The organism is Pseudoalteromonas sp. MMG005 (assembly GCF_018101015.1).
GTDB classification, from domain to species: Bacteria; Pseudomonadota; Gammaproteobacteria; order Enterobacterales; family Alteromonadaceae; genus Pseudoalteromonas; species Pseudoalteromonas aurantia.
On record NZ_JAGJEK010000009.1, the window covers coordinates 170296 to 188202 of the forward strand.

The following is a 17907-nucleotide window of genomic DNA, read 5'->3' on the forward strand; positions in this document are numbered from 1 at the left end:
AAGGCCCGCTAAAGCTTAAATTTTACACGCGCCGCCTTCACAGCCATCATCTTCAACTTCTGGTTTCATTTCATCATGAGCATCAGAAGCGCCATCACGGGTATTATGATAATAAAGCGTTTTTACCCCTAATTTGTATGCAGTAAGCAAATCTTTCAGCAGTAGTTTCATTGGAACTTTACCACCTTCAAATTTATTCGGGTCGTAGTTGGTGTTAGCAGAAATAGTTTGGTCAACAAATTTTTGCATAATACCAACGAGTGCAAGGTAGCCATCGTTAGACGGAATGTCCCAAAGCAACTCATAGTTGTCTTTCAAGCGTTCATACTCTGGAACGACCTGCTTTAAAATGCCATCTTTACTTGCTTTGACACTGATATGACCCCGAGGTGGTTCAATACCATTGGTCGCATTTGATATTTGCGACGATGTTTCAGATGGCATTAAGGCTGATAGCGTTGAGTTACGCATACCATGTTCTTTAATGCTGGCACGTAGCGCGTCCCAATCAAGCTTTAATGCTTCATCACATACTTTGTCTAGATCACGCTTATAGGTGTCTATGGGCATAATGCCTTGAGAGTACGTAGTTTCATTAAATAATGGACATGCGCCGCGTTCTTTCGCCAAAGTATTTGATGCTTTCATTAAATAATATTGAATTGCTTCAAATGTTTGGTGTGTCAGGCCATTAGCACTGCCATCTGAATATTTTACACCGTTTTTAGCAAGGTAGTAAGCGTAGTTGATAACACCTATACCGAGTGTTCTTCTACCCATTGTCGCTGTATGCGCAGCCGGCACAGGGTAATCTTGGAAATCCAGTAAGTTGTCGAGTGCACGTACGGCCAAATCAGCAAGCTCATCAAGCTCGTCTAATGATTCGAGGGCGCCTAAGTTAAATGCCGACAGTGTACACAATGCAATTTCGCCTTCCGCATCATTTACATTGTTTAGTGGCTTTGTCGGTAATGCTATTTCTAGGCACAAATTAGACTGGCGAATAGGAGCAACTTTCGAATCGAACGGGCTATGCGTATTACAATGATCAACATTTTGCAGATAAATTCTGCCCGTGCTTGCGCGCTCTTGTGCAAACATAGAGAATAATTCGATGGCCTTTATACGTTTCTTACGAATAGATTCATCTTGCTCGTACTGCACATATAGTGATTCGAACTTGTCTTGATCTTCAAAAAATGCGTCGTATAAGCCCGGTACGTCTGAAGGACTAAATAGCGTGATGTAATCATCTTTAATCAAGCGGGCATACATAGTTTTGTTAAACTGTACGCCGTAGTCTAAATGGCGAACTCGGTTTTCTTCAACACCGCGGTTATTCTTTAGAACCAGTAAATTTTCTACTTCTAAATGCCAAAGTGGGTAGAACAATGTGGCAGCACCACCGCGTACACCACCTTGTGAGCAGCTTTTAACAGCAGTTTGGAAGTGCTTATAAAATGGAATACATCCAGTATGGTATGCCTCACCGTTGCGAATAGGGCTACCTAAAGCACGAATTCTACCTGCATTTATACCAATACCTGCACGTTGGCTCACGTACTTAACAATCGCGGACGAAGTCGCATTGATAGAATCTAAGCTATCACCACACTCAATGAGTACGCATGAACTAAACTGACGTGTTGGTGTACGTACACCCGCCATAATGGGGGTTGGTAATGATATCTTGAATAATGAAATTGCATCGTAAAAGCGTTTGATATAATCAATACGCGTTTCTTTTGGGTAATCAGAGAATAAGCTTGCGGCAACTAAGATATATAAGAACTGAGCGCTTTCATAGATTTCTCCGGTTACTCGGTTTTGTACTAAATATTTACCTTCGAGCTGCTTAACCGCGGCATAGCTAAAATTAAGATCTCGAGAATGATCTAAGTAAGCATCAAGCTCGTGTAATTCTGCTTCTGTATAATCAACCAATAAATGTTGATCATAGCGCTTGTCTTCGACCAATTTAGTAATGTGATCATATAAGCGAGGTGGCTCAAATTGACCATACGCTTTTTTCCGAAGGTGGAATATGGCTAGTCTGGCAGCAAGGTATTGATAGTCAGGAGAGTCTTTATCAATTAAATCGGCAGCGGCTTTTATGATTGTTTCATGGATGTCTTCAGTGCGAATGCCATCATAAAACTGAATATGTGACTTAAGTTCAACTTGTGACACAGAAACATTATTTAGACCTTCCGCAGCCCACGTGATAACGCGGTGGATTTTATCTAAATCGAGCGGCTCTTTTCGGCCGTTTCTTTTACTGACAGATAGCTGTTGGTTCATAGTTGTGCCTGTATTCCTTCGGAATGTGTATTTTTATATTGATCGCTGAGACAACAATTGCTTAGCTTTTAACCACTATATATGGTGGGAGTGCCCCTGCGGATCACAAGATAGTGGGGTTATGGCAATTTTGCAATAGAACAACTTGCTCTCAATTGTGGATAACTTAGGGATAATTGCATTGTGTTAGTGTTCATTAACCTTTGAGGTTTTATACACTAAGCCGCCATAAAAAAATCAACTCAATGAAGACTATTTTTTTGTAAATTGAAAAAAAAAACTGACTGATTTTTTTATATGCAGCTAGGTATCAAAATACAGACAAAACACTATATATGGTGCTTTGTCTGATTTTATAATACTAAATGTGCTGAAGTAGTCCCACAGGGTTAGTAAGATTCAGATCCGCGGCCCACGACCGTGCAATTGTCTCACTAGGAACATATCCCCACAGTGCAGCAACAGGACGCATTTTGGCTGCCTTAGCTGCTTGTATGTCTCTTTCTGCGTCCCCAACGTAGTAACATCTTTCTGGGTTAACGTTTAATTGATGCGCTGCATGCAATAATGGTTTGGGGGATGGCTTTGCTTCTGAGAGCGTGTCTCCACACACAACAACACGGATGTTTTTGAGTTCATCTATTTTTTTCAGTAGGGGCAGCGTTAGGAAAGTTGGCTTGTTTGTCATAATTGCGATTTGTATATTTGCATCGTTGAGTGACTGTAGCAAAGTACTAATACCTTCAAAGCAATGACTATATACCGCTAAATTATTTGCGTAATAATCTAAAACATGTTGGCGCAGCTGTTCAACATCATAGTCCGTCAGCTTGTCACCGAACCCAACTTCTAGTAGCGCTTTAACGCCGTTAGAGATAGCTGGGCTATATGCTGCTTTACTGACTTCAGGTAAGCCATGGAACTTTAAAGTATGATTGAGTGCAGCACCTAAATCGTCACAAGTATTGAGTAATGTTCCATCTAAATCAAAAATGACAGCTTCTATCATGCTAATTTCTCAAAGTGGAGGATGTAATTAACACTTACATCGTCAGTTAACGTAAATGTTTTTGAGAGTGGGTTATAGTTAATTCCTGCACTGGCTCTTACTTTTAAGTCACACTGTTCAGCCCATTTAATCAGTGTGGAAGGGCGAATGAACTTATCATGGTCATGGGTGCCTTCTGGCACCATTTTCAATACTTTCTCTGCTCCAACAATGGCTAGTAGGTACGCTTTGGTGGTTTTATTGAGGGTTGAGAAAAAAACATGCGCGCCGGGTTTAGCCAGTGCTGCAACAGCTTTAATGATAGAAGCAGGATCTGGGACATGTTCTAACATTTCCATACAGGTAACGACATCGAACTGCTCGGGGTTTTGCTGTGCGAATGTTTCAGCAGGTATTTTTTGATAATTAACTTTAACACCCGCTTCTAAGCTATGCAGCTTTGCTACGTTTAATGGCTCTTGCCCCATATCAATGCCTGTGGCATTAGCACCAAGTTTGGCCATACTTTCAGTGAGTATGCCGCCGCCACAGCCTACATCGAGTACAGTTTTCTCAAATAAACCTTGGCTTCGGTGATTGATAAAGTCTAGCCGTAATGGGTTTATGTCATGTAATGGTTTGAATTCGCCTTCTGTATCCCACCATTGCTGAGCAATGTCTTCAAATTTTGCTATTTCTTGTGGATCTACATTTTGATGTTCGGTCATAAAAAACTTCCTCGTTAATCTGAGCGCATTATAAGCAGGGTCAGATTAAAATCACTAAAATCTTGCGCCTGTAAATTATAAAAAAGTGTGTTAGCATAGCTATTCAGAAATTAATAATAACTCAATCTCTTTGTCATAAGTCTGACTAGTTTGACATAAAAGAGATAGACACTGAAGGAAAGTGGAATCGAATGACTGATCTCGCCAATGAAATCCTGCCAGTCAATATTGAAGATGAACTCAAAAATTCATACCTAGATTACGCAATGAGTGTAATTGTAGGGCGTGCATTACCTGACGTACGGGATGGGTTAAAGCCCGTTCACCGTCGTGTATTGTTCGCGATGAATGAGTTAAAAAATGACTGGAATAAGCCTTACAAAAAATCGGCTCGTGTAGTCGGTGATGTGATCGGTAAATATCACCCTCATGGTGACAGCGCAGTGTACGACACTATCGTACGTATGGCGCAACCATTTTCTCTGCGTTATATGTTGGTTGACGGCCAAGGTAACTTCGGTTCAGTCGACGGCGATTCAGCTGCTGCGATGCGTTATACCGAAGTACGTATGGCAAAAATATCTCATGAGTTGCTGGCTGATTTAGAAAAAGAAACCGTTGATTATGTTCCTAACTACGACGGAACAGAGCAAATTCCAGATGTACTACCAACTAAGGTCCCTAGCTTATTAGTGAATGGGTCTTCTGGTATTGCTGTTGGGATGGCGACCAATATTCCGCCACATAATTTGACTGAAGTTATTAACGGCTGTTTGGCGCTCATCCAAAACCCTGATTTGACTATTGAAGAACTGATTGATTATATCCCAGGGCCTGACTTTCCGACCGCTGCAATTATCAACGGTAAAAAAGGAATTGAACAAGCCTACAAGACGGGTCGCGGTAAAATTTATGTGCGAGCTCGTGCGGAAGTCGAAGTTGATGAGAAAACAGGCAAAGAAACAATTATTGTGCATGAGTTACCTTATCAGGTTAACAAAGCACGATTAATCGAAAAAATAGCTGAGCTGGTCAAAGACAAAAAAGTCGAAGGGATCAGCGCACTGCGTGACGAGTCTGATAAAGACGGGATGCGTGTTGTAATTGAAGTGAAACGAGGCGAAGTAGGAGAAGTTATTTTAAATAACTTATATTCGCAAACTCAGTTACAAACAGTATTTGGTATGAACATGGTTGCGTTGGATAATAACCAACCTAAGTGTTTTAACCTAAAAGAAATGCTAGATGCGTTTATCGTTCACAGACGAGAAGTTGTTACGCGTCGCACCGTATTTGATTTACGTAAGGCCAGAGATAGAGCGCATACGCTTGAAGGTCTTGCTATTGCGTTGGCTAATATTGACCCGATCATTGAATTGATCAGAAAGTCTCCAAGCCCTTCTGAAGCGAAGCAAGCTCTAATCGCACGTCCGTGGGAGTTAGGTTCAGTTAAATCAATGCTTGAAAAAGCAGGCGAAGATAATGTTGCACGCCCAGATTGGTTGGCTGCTGAGTTGGGTATTCGAGATGGCCAATATTATTTGTCAGAGCAACAGGCTCAAGCTATCTTAGATTTACGTTTACATAAACTGACAGGCTTAGAACACGAAAAAATCCTAGCTGAATATCAAGAACTGTTAGATGTCATTGCTGAACTACTATTTATTTTGTCTTCTCCTGAGCGTTTAATGGAAGTTATTCGTGATGAGTTAGTTCAAATTAAAGTAACCTACGGGGATGAGCGTCGTACAGAGATCAGTGCAGCAGCACACGATATTAGTCTAGAAGATCTTATCAATGAAGAAGATGTTGTGGTTACGCTGTCTCATGAAGGTTATGTGAAATATCAGCCGTTGTCAGATTATGAGGCCCAGCGTCGTGGTGGTAAAGGTAAAGCCGCGACTAAGATGAAAGATGAAGATTTCATAGAGCGTTTATTGGTTGCCAATACGCACGATACAATTCTATGTTTCTCGACATCAGGTCGTATGTACTGGCTTAAAGTGTATCAACTGCCACTGGCATCACGTACAGCACGCGGCAAACCAATTGTTAACCTATTGCCATTAGAAGCAGATGAGCGTATTACCACCATTCTCCCAGTACGCGAGTATGAGGAAGATAAATACGTATTGATGGCGACAGCAAATGGTACGGTTAAGAAAACACCATTAACAGCTTATAGTCGACAACGCGCAAGTGGCATCATTGCAATTAACTTAAATGAAGGCGATAACCTAATCGGAGCAGATATCACTGATGGCAGTAATGACATCATGTTATTTACTGATCATGGTAAAGTTGTTCGATTTAACGAAAAATTACGTGATTCTGAAACTGGTGAAGTGAAAGTCGACCCAGAAACCGGTGAAGAAATACTGGCATTGCGCCCGATGGGTCGCACAGCGACGGGTGTTCGTGGTATAAAAATGCCGGACGGTGTTAAAGTTGTATCACTGATAGTACCTAAAAATGATGGCGCTGTATTAACAGTTACTGAAAATGGTTACGGTAAACGTACACCATTGGATGAGTATCCAGCGAAGAGTCGTGCAACACAAGGTGTTGTATCGATTAAAGTCAGTGATAGAAATGGCAGTGTTGTTGGTGCAGTACAAGTAGAAGACAACAATGAAATAATGTTAATCTCTAATCGAGGCACGTTGGTTCGTACTCGTGTCAGTGAGGTGTCTACTGTTGGTCGAAATACGCAAGGGGTTATTTTGATCCGAACAATTGAAGATGAGCAAGTAGTTGGTCTACAGCGCATTGAAGAAATTGAAGTTGATGACTTACCCGAAGGTGAGGCTGACGATGTGAATACAGAGAACACCGAAACGATTGAAAACACGCAAGTGAACGATGATTCACCGAGTGAATAAAGCAAACTAAAAAGCGGCCGTGGCCGCTTTTTTTATCTGTAATTATTGTTGTTTAGGAATGAGGAAAAATGACGGTATATAACTTTTGTGCAGGGCCAGCAATGTTGCCCCCTGAAGTAATGAAAAAAGCACAAGCAGAATTTTTAAATTGGCAAGGCTTAGGTGTATCGGTGATGGAAGTCAGTCACCGTGCAAAACCATTTCTAGCCATGGTTGAAGAGTGTGAAGCTTCTTTACGACGCTTAATGAATATTTCAGATGACTTTGAAGTATTGTTTATGCACGGCGGTGGTCGGGGGCAATTTGCCGCGGTCCCTCTGAATTTGCACCAAGGTGACGCGCCTGGTGTGTATATTGAAAATGGTATTTGGTCTAACGGTGCAACAAAAGAAGGTGCAAAGTTCACGCAAGTTGAATCGTTAAATATTCGCACCGATAATAATGGACAGTTTGATATACAACCTGTTACCCAATGGAACTTACCAGAACAGGCCTCCTTTGTTCATTACTGTCCGAATGAAACAATCGATGGAATTGAAATATTTGACGTCCCTAAGCATAACAATGCGCCAATAGTCGCTGACATGTCGTCGATGATTTTGTCTCGTGAAATTAATGTTGATGACTTTGATTTGATTTATGCCGGTGCGCAAAAGAATATCGGTCCATCAGGTTTATGTATCGTTATTGTGCGCAAAACGCTTTTAGAAAGAGATGGGCTGCCTCGCCCAGCGATATTGGATTATGCAATTGAAGCCAAGCAAGGCAGTATGTATAACACCCCGCCGACGTTTGCATGGTACTTAGCTGCTGAAGTATTTAAGTATTTAGAGGCCAATGGTGGAGTGCCAAAAATGCAGACACATAATCAAGAAAAAGCCGCGTTATTATACGATTATATTGATACGTCAGAATTTTATAGTAACAAGGTAGCTAAGCACTGCCGCTCGTTAATGAATGTACCATTTTGGTTAAGAGATGATAGCTTAAATGCCTTGTTCTTGTCAGAAGCCGAGAAAGTAGGGTTAGTGGCACTTGAAGGGCATAGGCTTGTTGGTGGTATGAGGGCAAGTATTTATAACGCAATGCCAATGGATGGGATCAAAGCGTTGATTGCTTATATGGACAAGTTTGCAAAGGAGCATAATTAATGGAACAGTTAACATTAAAACCGATATCTAAAGTATCTGGCTCAATCACTTTGCCTGGTTCTAAAAGCCTATCAAACCGTATATTGTTATTGGCTGCACTTGCCGAAGGGACAACTGAGGTACATAACTTACTAGATAGCGATGATATTCGCCATATGCTAGGTGCATTGGCGCAAATGGGGGTCTCGGTCACTTTAAACGCAGACAAAACAGTAGCGACTGTACATGGCTGTGCTGGGCAATTAAAAACGCCTGAGGAAGTATTATTTCTCGGTAATGCGGGAACAGCGTATCGTCCATTAACAGCAGTGTTAGCGGCAACACTTGGGCGATTTGAACTTATTGGTGAGCCTCGAATGGAAGAGCGACCAATTGGCCATTTGGTTGACGCGATGACAACCTTAGGTGCAAATATTCAATATTTGAAAAGCACTGATTACCCACCATTATTAATTGAAGGTAAAAAAATAACGGGTGGACAAGTCGACATCGATGGCAGTATTTCAAGCCAGTTTTTGACAGCATTATTAATGGCTGCACCATTATTTACTGGCGATACCCACATTCGTATTAAAGGTGAGTTAGTATCTAAACCTTATATTGATATAACAATTGGTGTAATGGCTCAATTTGGTGTCGAAGTTGTTAATGACAACTACCAATCATTTACAGTTAAAGGCTTGCAGCAATATAAATCACCCGATCGCATTATGGTTGAAGGAGATGCTTCTTCAGCGTCCTATTTTATTGCTGCTGCAGCGATATCTGGCGGTGAAATAGAGATCAATGGTGTTGGTAAACAAAGCGTACAAGGAGATATCGGTTTTGCGAACGTTATGGAGCAGGTTGGCGCTAACGTTGAATGGTTTGATGAAAAGCTTATCGTGCGCAAAGGGAAGTTAACAGGCGTTGATATTGATGCTAACGCAATTCCTGATGCGGCAATGACCTTAGCGACCGTCGCATTGTTTGCCAAAGGGCCAACGGCTATTCGTAACATATATAATTGGCGAGTAAAAGAAACAGATCGCTTAGCGGCGATGGCAACGGAATTACGTAAGGTGGGTGCACAGGTGACTGAGGGGCATGATTTCATTGAAATAATCCCTCCAACAACGATAAAGTTGACTGATATAGACACATACAATGATCATAGAATTGCTATGTGTTTTGCGATGGTTGCTGTTGGTGGTCATGAAATCATTATTAACGATCCTGGCTGTACGGCAAAAACATTTCCGACATTTTTTAATGTGTTAGAGTCAATTTCAACATATTAATTCAACCTGTATAAATAATAGAGCCGGCATATTATGGCTCTATTATTTATTGATTTAGTACCTATTTAACAAAAAGTTACAGGTAAGTAAGGATATATTCATTAAACTTGCGTATAATGCACGCGGTAAATTTCAGGTGAGCATTTCAGGAGGTTTAAATGCAGGCATCTATGCCAGTTATCACCGTAGACGGCCCAAGTGGATCAGGCAAAGGAACAGTTTGTCGCTTGTTAGCTGAAAAACTAAATTGGGAAGTACTAGATAGTGGAGCAATTTATCGAGTTCTTTCTTTGGCGGCGTTGCACCATCAAATAGCGCTAGACAATGAAGAAGCACTAGTACCATTAGCTGCCAATTTAGATGTACAATTTTTGATTGACCCTGTTTCTAAAAATGGCAGGGTCATTTTGGAAGGAGAAGATGTTACCACTACGATTCGTAATGAAGATGTAGGGGCTGCGGCTTCGAAAGTAGCAGCGCTTCCTCGAGTACGAGAGGCATTGTTACGCAGGCAACGTGCATTTAGAACTGAAGCAGGGTTGATTGCAGATGGTCGAGATATGGGAACGGTTATTTTTCCAGATGCTCAAATTAAACTATATTTAACTGCCAGTGCAGAAGAACGAGCTCACCGCCGATTCTTAGAGTTGAATGGGCGGGGACTAGATGTTACACTAAGTGGTCTGCTAGAGGACATAAAGGCTCGCGATGAACGCGATATGAATCGCAAAGTTGCGCCTTTGGTTCCAGCATCAGACGCGATTACAATTGATACCAGTGAGCTTAATGCAGAACAGGTGTTTGCAGTTGTAATGAAAGTTCTAGAGGAGTCGGTACTTGCCGGTAAACTAGAAAAGTCGCGTTTAACCTAATTTATCAATGCATTGGCAGGAAGCTGATGTTTATTTAACTACCCCATGCAGCATGGTTGCTAATTGGAATATACTTTATGAGACGTATTTAGTATGTCAGAAAATTTTGCGCAGTTATTTGAAGAAAGCCTAAAGGGTTTTGAAGCAGAGCAAGGCTCTATTGTTAAAGGTACTGTTATTTCAATCGAGAACAACATTGTTCTTGTTGATGCTGGTTTAAAATCAGAAAGTGCTATCCCTGCGGAGCAATTCAAAAATGCTGCTGGTGAACTTGAAGTTGCTGTTGGCGACGAAGTAGATGTAGCGCTAGACGCAATCGAAGACGGTTTCGGTGAGACTATCCTTTCTCGTGAGAAAGCGAAGCGTCACGAAGCTTGGATCCGTCTTGAAAAAGCATGTGAAGAGCAAGAAACAGTTATCGGTATGATCAACGGTAAAGTTAAAGGCGGTTTCACTGTTGAAGTTGACACGATTCGTGCGTTCCTACCAGGTTCACTTGTTGATGTTCGTCCTGTACGTGACACAGCACACCTTGAAGGTAAAGAGCTTGAGTTTAAAGTAATCAAGCTTGATCAAAAGCGCAACAACGTAGTTGTTTCACGTCGTGCAGTTATCGAATCAGAGAACTCACAAGAGCGTGAAGAGCTTCTTGCAAACCTTGTAGAAGGTCAAGAAGTTAAAGGTATCGTTAAGAACCTTACTGACTACGGTGCGTTCGTTGACCTTGGTGGTGTAGATGGTCTACTACACATCACTGATATGGCGTGGAAGCGTGTTAAGCACCCTTCAGAAATCGTTAATGTTGGCGACGAAATCGCAGTTAAAGTACTTAAGTTCGACAAAGAGAAAACTCGTGTTTCTCTAGGTCTTAAGCAGCTTGGCGAAGATCCATGGGCAGCTATCGCTGGCCGTTACCCAGAAGGTGCTAAGCTTTCTGGTCGTGTAACTAACCTTACTGACTACGGTTGTTTCGTTGAAATCGAAGAAGGTGTTGAAGGTCTAGTACACGTATCTGAAATGGATTGGACTAATAAGAACATCCACCCTTCAAAAGTTGTTAGCCTTGGCGACAGCGTTGAAGTAATGGTTCTTGAAATCGACGAAGAACGTCGTCGTATCTCTCTAGGTCTTAAGCAATGTATTGCTAACCCTTGGCAAGAATTTGCTCGTCTTCAAAACAAAGGCGATCAAGTTACTGGTAAGATCAAGTCAATCACTGACTTTGGTATCTTCATCGGTCTTGACGGTGGTATTGACGGTCTTGTTCACCTTTCTGACATCTCTTGGAACACTCCAGGCGAAGAAGCGGTACGTGAGTACAAGAAAGGCGACGAAATCACTGCGATCGTATTGCAAGTTGACCCAGAGCGCGAACGTATCTCTCTTGGCGTTAAGCAAATCGAAGCTGACCCATTCAATAACTACCTAGACGTAAACAAAAAAGGTGCTATTGTTAAAGGTAAAGTGACTGAAGTTGACGCTAAAGGCGCAACTGTTGAGCTTATCGAAGGTGTTGAAGGTTACATCCGTGTAGCTGACATCGCTCAAGAGCGTATCGAAGATGCAACGACTGTTGTTTCTGCTGGTGACGAGATTGAAGCTAAATTTGTTGGTGTTGATCGTAAGAACCGTACTATCAGCCTTTCAGTTAAAGCTATGTTCGAAGCTGAAGAGAAAGAAGTTCTTGAGAAGTTGAAGAAAGAAGAGCCTGCGTTCGAAAACGCAATGGCAGCAGCTTTCAAAAACGCTCAAAAAGACTAATAATTAAGTCTTATCAGGAAGGGCGCTTTAGCCCTTCCTTTTTATATTAAAGGAAACACTATGACAAAGTCAGAATTGATAGAACAACTTGCCGAGCAACACGCACATGTTCCTGTGAAAGATGTGGAAAATGCTGTGAAAGAAATTCTTGAACAAATGGCCGGTTCATTATCATGCTCCGATCGTATTGAAATTCGTGGTTTTGGTAGTTTCTCGTTACACTTCCGTTCTCCACGCACAGGCCGTAACCCTAAAACAGGTGATACAGTTGAGCTAGACGGCAAATACGTACCACATTTTAAACCTGGTAAAGAGTTACGTGATCGCGTAAATGCCAGTATAATTGACTAAAATAGCGATACATTGATGGAGTAGCACTTGGTTAAGGTAGTACAAAAAGGATTCGTTTTAGCACTCATATTATTAGCGTTTGTAATAGGTACACAAAACCCCGAAGTGGTTAACGTTAATTATTTAATTGCGACTAGCCAATTACCTTTAGCGACTTTAATGAGTGTTTGTTTTTTCATTGGTGTGCTTATTGGATGTATGGTGAGCGTAAAGGTTTTTTCCCAGTTGAAATGGCAAAATTATCGGCTAAAAAAAAGTAACCGCCAATTGTCACCTGACACTGAACGCTGACCATGATTGAGCTGTTGTTCTTACTGCTCCCAGTCGCAGCCGCATATGGTTATGTTATGGGAAAGAATAGTGCTAAAAATCAAGCCCATGAACAAAACCGTCAAATTACATCACAATATAGTAAAGGCCTTAAATTCCTTCTTGATAGAGAGGAAGATCAAGGCTTAGAACATTTGATACAACTCCTCGAAGTTTCCGCTGATTCCGTAGAACATTACCTTACGCTTGCTACTCTTTTCAGAAAAAGAGGGGAACTTGATCGCGCAATTAAAATACATGAGTTACTGCTGAATCAACCAAATTTGAGTCATGTTGACATTGACTCTTGTCGATTAGAATTAGCGAAAGACTATATTTTGGCCGGGCTTCTAGATAGCGCCGAAGAACACCTTATTGTTCTGGTTAAAAACTCAAATAAAGATGCTCTAGAACCAATTATCAATTTATATTCCCAAATGCGAGAGTGGCATAAGGGCGTTAGTATGTATGAGGCATATAGTGAATTATTTACTAAGCCACAACATTGTGCTGCAGTCGCAAACTTTTATTGTGAAGCTGCGCTAGCGGACAAAACCCCCAAACTCATGGAAAAAACCACGGCTTTAGCGCATAAAACAATTCGGCCATTATATGAGCTAGGCAAAGATGCATTTGAACAGCAAGATTACGTTAAAGCCATATATTATTGGCGAAAGCTGATATGCAGTTTTACTTACACAGCCCCTATTTATATCGCGCAGCTTGAGCAGAGTTATGCTGAGCTGAATTTAATGAATCAATTTAATGAATTGATTATTGAGTTACTGCCAAAAGGCGGTGTGTTGATACGGATTAAACATTGCCAAGCTTTATTAACAGATGGGCAGCAGCAGCAAGCTATTGAGTTTTTAACTGACAGTTTAAAACGTGAACCATCTATTCGAGGGTTTAGCTTTTTGTTGCAGTTACTTGGTAATAGTAATACACGAATTCAAACAGTTCTGGCAGAAATAGATAAATTGGTACAATCGTATATTGCGACTAAGCCAGAGTATCAATGTCGGCACTGTGGTTTTACAAGTCATACGCTTTATTGGATTTGTCCGTCGTGCAAACATTGGGAATCAATTGCACCGAGTAAAGGATTAGACGGTTACTAATATGTGTTTACACTAACATAAACACACCTTTTAATAATAATGCTATTTCTGAAATTTAGGTCACACTTAGGAATATTATGTCCCAAATAGATTCAAAAAAAGTGCTTATCGCACTAGATTACGATAACGAGCAAGCGGCATTAAATTTTGTTAAACAGCTTTCCCCTAGTGAGTGTCGGCTTAAGGTAGGAAAAGAAATGTTCACCTACTTTGGCCCCCAATTTGTTAAACAACTCGTTGATTTAGGGTTTGACGTATTTCTAGATCTGAAATTTCATGATATTCCCAATACTGTTGCAAAAGCCGTTGCTGCAGCTGCTGAACTAGGTGTGTGGATGGTTAACGTTCATGCCAGTGGCGGACTTGAAATGATGCAAAAAGCCAAGCTAGCGCTTGAAAAGTATGGTGAAAAAGCTCCATTGCTGATTGCTGTAACGGTTTTAACAAGCATGGACCAAGCCCAGTTACTGCGTTTAGGCATTGAAAAAACACCACAAGATCAGGTTGTTTACTTAGCTAAACTTGCTCAAGAAGCAGGGTTAGATGGGGTTGTGTGCTCGGCGCAAGAAGCAAAAACGCTTAAGATGTCACTGGGCGGTGAGTTTAAGCTGATCACACCAGGTATTAGGCCTTTAGGCAGCGATGCTGGGGATCAAAAACGTATTATGACCCCGCAAAAGGCCATTGCCGCAGGCAGTGATTATTTGGTTATTGGTCGTCCAATAACTCAGGCAGATGATCCGGTTAAAACATTAGCAGAGATCAATGCGTCAATAGCTTAACGATTTATCTAAATCGTTAAATATTAAAAGCAGCCATAGGCTGCTTTTTTGATGTGATTTTTTCGCTAAGTCATGTAGTTAAGTTACTATGACAGATAGAAACAAAGCGCTATAAACTCATGCGCTCAAATTCAGAGGGATTACTCAACCAAAAGCTCAACATCGCCATTATATTTTCCGCGAAAGAGCGTGTTATTTTTGAATAATAACAGTTCACCTTGTTTGCCATGTTTTATGCTGCTATCGATGGCAATGACTTTATTATCGGCAATTGCTTTAACTTTTGATTGTGAGGTGTGGCCAACAACAATGTGCTCTACTTGATAATAGTTAAGTAATGTAGTCAACTCTTTGTCAGTTATGTTGTTGAAATACCCTCTGTACCAAATTGGTCCATTTCGACCAAATAACCGTTTGGCAAATTGAGGCCGCTCTTTGTTAACCAGGTATTGAGAAAATACAGCGTTAATTTTAGCGATAGAAACCTTGTCATGTGCAAAACTAGCAGGCAAACCACCATGCATGAATAATGCGTTATTTATTTTCAAGATAACATTTTTGCTGCGGAGCCATTGTCCTAACACCGTGTTACTTGCATACAGTAAGTCGATGTCTCGGCCTAATAGCTGTTCAGTTTTTACATACTTCTCATGTAAGTACCTATCATCATTGTTTAACACCATCACTTCATGGTTACCCAATAACAAATGCAGTTGTCCATTTGCCTTTTTTGCTTGAGTTTCTAAATCGTACAAAAACCAAAGGATATCTGTCACATCCGGTCCTCGATCAAATATATCACCGGTAATAATTAAGTGGCCTGCGCCAAACGCCCATTGGTTTTTACTATCAATGATGTTGTGATTGACAAGTAGGGTTTTCAACACTGAAAATTGCCCGTGTACATCGCTGAGTGCCGCATACTTTTTGATGTTACTAAAAATCGCAGGCTGTTTTGAAGAGGGGGTTTGTAGCTGCGTGTTTAATGTCATTCCACATTGGTTGAACTTTAACTCTTTTGTTAATTTACGTGTTTGTAAACTCATTTGATTGTTACAAACCCATTCAACTTGCATGGTTTTATTATTGAGTGTGACATAAGGTCCGTCAGAAAAAGCGGCAAGGCTTTGGCAACTTACGCAGATGAGCAACAGTAACATGATATGTTTTATTATTGAGATTGGAGCTGAGGGAAAATGGCGCATGATGTCCTTATTTAGTTTATTAATATTATGAGTAAAAAGCTTATTTAGGCAAAGCGTGAAAGCTGTTGAGGTGTCAGCTTTCACATGAGTACAAGTTTACACCGTAAATTTATAGGCTCTGCGCATAGTGATAAAGGGCTTTAAGTATGTTTAAGTTTTTTTCATTGCCTTCATTTTCGTGAACCAAATTTTCAAGGGTTAACATAAAATCTTCAGCCGAAATAGAAGGGTGGTCTTCACCATGCATGAGCTTGTTTTGGCAATACTTACGCCAAGCATCAAGCTCGTTAGGGGTTAATGACTCAGGCCAGTTTCTGGCGCGATATCTAAATAACATGGTGGTAAACTTAGGATCTTCAAATTCAATATTAAGCTCACTCAGCGTATCAGGGCGTGAATCACGTACAACCGCAAATTTGGCTTTGTCAGCCTTGCTAATAAAACCATTATATAATTGATAATCAGGGTTGGTTGTTGCGCTAAAGTCGGCTGGGTCATTAAAAACCTCAGCCACTTTATCTCGCAGTTCAGGGTGAGCTTTTAATATTTTTAGGTGCTCAAGGCATTGTTCACGGTCAATCCCTAAGCGAGCCGCATTTTCAGGTAGCAGTGTTTTTGCTGGTGCGAGAATAGGGCACTTGTTTACGTGAACTAACTTTAGTCCAACAGGTAAATCACCTTCAGCCATATCGCTGCGTTTGGTATACAATCGTTCTCGTAATTCTTCAACCGATAAATCAAGCAATACTTGCGGGTTTTCAGTTAAATTAAAGCAGACGATGGCATTTTTATTACTCGGGTGGAAACTCATCGGGGCAACCCACGTGGTACATCCTTGTGTTGCAGGAATACGAGAGGAGGTATGCACAAGTGGCTGCATGTTAAATACATCGATGATGTTGAGTAGCGCTTTCTTATTTTTAAGACTGAAGAAAAAGTTAAACAACTTTGGCTGTTTAGTTTTGATCAGTTTCGCTAAGTCGATGGTGGCAGTTACATCACTTAATGCATCGTGTGCAGCGCCATGTTCAATACCATTGGCAACGGTTAGGTGCTCAAGTTTGAAGCTAGGCGTACCATCTTCTTTTAGTGGCCATTCAATGCCTTCAGGGCGCAGTGCATAACAGGCACGTACTAAATCAATAATATCCCAGCGGCTGTTTCCATTTTGCCACTCGCGTTCGTACGGGTCATAAAAATTTCGATACAGGCTATAACGCGTGACTTCATCATCAAAACGAATACTATTGTAGCCCGCCACACAGGTACTCGGTTGGCTAAATTGTGCATGGATTTTTGCCATAAACTCGGCTTCAATTAAGCCATGTTTTTGCGCATGTTGCGGAGTGATCCCCGTTATCAAACAGGCTTCAGGGTGAGGCAAATAATCAGGCGCAGGTTTGCAATATTCAATGAGTGGTTCACCAATGATGTTGAGATCGTAGTCGGTGCGAATCCCAGCAAATTGGCTCGGCCTGTCTTTTTGTGGTGTCGCACCAAAAGTCTCATAGTCGTGCCAATAGATACTTGGTGTATTCTCGTTGTTTTTCTGGTTTTCCATTAGTATCTATTTACCTTTAATATCAGCTGTTTAATCTCATTTGGTGTGTGTGGTGTGCTTTTTATGTTTCTATTCATTATCATGTTGTGTGTATATCGAAAACATCATAGTGTGTATATCCTGTAGCTTATGATTAGTGATACAAAATTACGTAGTTTGTTAAACAAACCCAATGAACCACTTATATTATCTCACAGAGATGGCCTATGCGTAAAACGTAATAGAAATAGCCGTTTACTTTCGCTGTATCGTTACTGTTGTTGATAAACAACTGTTCTGTACAACTAATTTAGGACACTTGTCTTAAGGAATTTTGCTCATACTCTACATGCGGCAGGTCACCATTAGCTGTATGAAGTCGTTCTAAGTTGTAATAGGGCATATACGCCATTACATCATTTCTCATATGTTCACGTGTTGGCTGTGGTATTTTCAGCAACCAATTGTGTTTTAAACTGCCGAAGAACCGTTCAAAAACAGCATTGACGCTCCTATGTCAAGGTCAAGTTAGTTTTGATAAATCAGAAACAATAATGGGATACAACTCTCTTACTATGTAGCGTTTTAAACAACGCTGGATTTCTCTATTTGATTTTCCTTCTGATGAACGTTTGG

Annotated in this window: 14 protein-coding genes and 1 pseudogene; 9 read left to right on the forward strand and 6 right to left on the reverse strand. The window is 40.9% G+C overall.

Translation table 11 applies throughout. The features are described from left to right. Positions 1-15: 15 nt before the first annotated feature. The 3 genes from nrdA to ubiG all read right to left on the reverse strand — a co-directional run bounded on the left by nrdA (position 16) and on the right by ubiG (position 4017). On the reverse strand, positions 16-2301 hold the full coding sequence (gene nrdA, locus J8M01_RS09055) for a class 1a ribonucleoside-diphosphate reductase subunit alpha (protein ID WP_210997942.1): 2286 nt from the start codon (positions 2299-2301) through the stop codon (positions 16-18). A gap of 361 nt (positions 2302-2662) precedes the next feature. Next, on the reverse strand, positions 2663-3310 hold the full coding sequence (locus J8M01_RS09060) for an HAD-IA family hydrolase (protein WP_211057765.1): 648 nt from the start codon (positions 3308-3310) through the stop codon (positions 2663-2665). Then, positions 3307-4017 carry a bifunctional 2-polyprenyl-6-hydroxyphenol methylase/3-demethylubiquinol 3-O-methyltransferase UbiG gene (ubiG, locus tag J8M01_RS09065; RefSeq protein WP_211057766.1) on the reverse strand — a complete coding sequence of 237 codons (711 nt, stop codon included), beginning with the start codon at positions 4015-4017 and terminating at the stop codon, positions 3307-3309. The genes J8M01_RS09060 and ubiG overlap by 4 nt, the downstream gene beginning before the upstream one ends. Positions 4018-4208: 191 nt before the next feature. Here ubiG and gyrA point away from each other — a divergent pair, with 191 nt between their 5' ends. From gyrA to pyrF, 9 genes are all read left to right on the forward strand, one after another. Beyond that, the gene (gene gyrA, locus J8M01_RS09070; RefSeq protein WP_211057767.1) at positions 4209-6899 is read left to right on the forward strand and encodes a DNA gyrase subunit A; all 2691 of its coding nucleotides are present in this window, start codon (positions 4209-4211) and stop codon (positions 6897-6899) included. A 68-nt stretch (positions 6900-6967) separates the two neighbouring features. Continuing rightward, on the forward strand, positions 6968-8050 hold the full coding sequence (gene serC / locus J8M01_RS09075) for a 3-phosphoserine/phosphohydroxythreonine transaminase (protein WP_211057768.1): 1083 nt from the start codon (positions 6968-6970) through the stop codon (positions 8048-8050). Then, positions 8050-9330 carry a 3-phosphoshikimate 1-carboxyvinyltransferase gene (gene aroA, locus J8M01_RS09080; RefSeq protein WP_211057769.1) on the forward strand — a complete coding sequence of 427 codons (1281 nt, stop codon included), beginning with the start codon at positions 8050-8052 and terminating at the stop codon, positions 9328-9330. The genes serC and aroA overlap by 1 nt, the downstream gene beginning before the upstream one ends. Before the next feature lie 158 nt (positions 9331-9488). After that, complete coding sequence (gene cmk, locus J8M01_RS09085) at positions 9489-10202, forward strand: (d)CMP kinase (RefSeq protein WP_210997948.1); 714 nt, start codon at positions 9489-9491, stop codon at positions 10200-10202. Between the two features lie 93 nt (positions 10203-10295). Further along, on the forward strand, positions 10296-11963 hold the full coding sequence (gene rpsA, locus J8M01_RS09090) for a 30S ribosomal protein S1 (RefSeq protein WP_192507312.1): 1668 nt from the start codon (positions 10296-10298) through the stop codon (positions 11961-11963). Between the two features lie 60 nt (positions 11964-12023). Continuing rightward, positions 12024-12314 carry an integration host factor subunit beta gene (gene ihfB, locus J8M01_RS09095; RefSeq protein ID WP_192507313.1) on the forward strand — a complete coding sequence of 97 codons (291 nt, stop codon included), beginning with the start codon at positions 12024-12026 and terminating at the stop codon, positions 12312-12314. Positions 12315-12341: 27 nt separating this feature from the next. Next, positions 12342-12605 carry a LapA family protein gene (locus J8M01_RS09100; protein ID WP_192507314.1) on the forward strand — a complete coding sequence of 88 codons (264 nt, stop codon included), beginning with the start codon at positions 12342-12344 and terminating at the stop codon, positions 12603-12605. Between the two features lie 2 nt (positions 12606-12607). After that, positions 12608-13744: a lipopolysaccharide assembly protein LapB gene (locus J8M01_RS09105; RefSeq protein WP_211057770.1), complete on the forward strand. Its 1137-nt coding sequence runs from the start codon at positions 12608-12610 to the stop codon at positions 13742-13744. Positions 13745-13821: 77 nt separating this feature from the next. Beyond that, positions 13822-14526 carry an orotidine-5'-phosphate decarboxylase gene (gene pyrF / locus J8M01_RS09110; protein WP_192507316.1) on the forward strand — a complete coding sequence of 235 codons (705 nt, stop codon included), beginning with the start codon at positions 13822-13824 and terminating at the stop codon, positions 14524-14526. A 140-nt stretch (positions 14527-14666) separates the two neighbouring features. Here pyrF and J8M01_RS09115 read toward each other — a convergent pair whose 3' ends face one another. The 3 genes and pseudogenes from J8M01_RS09115 to J8M01_RS09125 all read right to left on the reverse strand — a co-directional run. Next, positions 14667-15686, reverse strand: coding sequence for a metallophosphoesterase (locus tag J8M01_RS09115; RefSeq protein WP_247671072.1), 1020 nt, complete (start codon positions 15684-15686; stop codon positions 14667-14669). 154 nt (positions 15687-15840) lie between these two features. Further along, on the reverse strand, positions 15841-17292 hold the full coding sequence (sbcB, locus tag J8M01_RS09120; RefSeq protein ID WP_211057771.1) for an exodeoxyribonuclease I: 1452 nt from the start codon (positions 17290-17292) through the stop codon (positions 15841-15843). Positions 17293-17581: 289 nt separating this feature from the next. After that, positions 17582-17776: pseudogene (locus J8M01_RS09125) on the reverse strand (integrase core domain-containing protein); the annotation flags it as partial. Positions 17777-17907: the final 131 nt, after the last annotated feature.

What these genes read in the sequence shown, in the direction of transcription:
- serC (WP_211057768.1), top strand. Translation starts at nt 6,968, where the DNA reads ATGACGGTATATAACTTTTGTGCAGGGCCAGCAATGTTGCCCCCTGAA.
- J8M01_RS09060 (WP_211057765.1), bottom strand. Translation starts at nt 3,310, where the DNA reads ATGATAGAAGCTGTCATTTTTGATTTAGATGGAACATTACTCAATACT.
- nrdA (WP_210997942.1), bottom strand. Translation starts at nt 2,301, where the DNA reads ATGAACCAACAGCTATCTGTCAGTAAAAGAAACGGCCGAAAAGAGCCG.
- sbcB (WP_211057771.1), bottom strand. Translation starts at nt 17,292, where the DNA reads ATGGAAAACCAGAAAAACAACGAGAATACACCAAGTATCTATTGGCAC.
- ihfB (WP_192507313.1), top strand. Translation starts at nt 12,024, where the DNA reads ATGACAAAGTCAGAATTGATAGAACAACTTGCCGAGCAACACGCACAT.
- J8M01_RS09115 (WP_247671072.1), bottom strand. Translation starts at nt 15,686, where the DNA reads ATGTTACTGTTGCTCATCTGCGTAAGTTGCCAAAGCCTTGCCGCTTTT.
- gyrA (WP_211057767.1), top strand. Translation starts at nt 4,209, where the DNA reads ATGACTGATCTCGCCAATGAAATCCTGCCAGTCAATATTGAAGATGAA.
- rpsA (WP_192507312.1), top strand. Translation starts at nt 10,296, where the DNA reads ATGTCAGAAAATTTTGCGCAGTTATTTGAAGAAAGCCTAAAGGGTTTT.
- ubiG (WP_211057766.1), bottom strand. Translation starts at nt 4,017, where the DNA reads ATGACCGAACATCAAAATGTAGATCCACAAGAAATAGCAAAATTTGAA.
- cmk (WP_210997948.1), top strand. Translation starts at nt 9,489, where the DNA reads ATGCAGGCATCTATGCCAGTTATCACCGTAGACGGCCCAAGTGGATCA.
- pyrF (WP_192507316.1), top strand. Translation starts at nt 13,822, where the DNA reads ATGTCCCAAATAGATTCAAAAAAAGTGCTTATCGCACTAGATTACGAT.
- aroA (WP_211057769.1), top strand. Translation starts at nt 8,050, where the DNA reads ATGGAACAGTTAACATTAAAACCGATATCTAAAGTATCTGGCTCAATC.
- J8M01_RS09105 (WP_211057770.1), top strand. Translation starts at nt 12,608, where the DNA reads ATGATTGAGCTGTTGTTCTTACTGCTCCCAGTCGCAGCCGCATATGGT.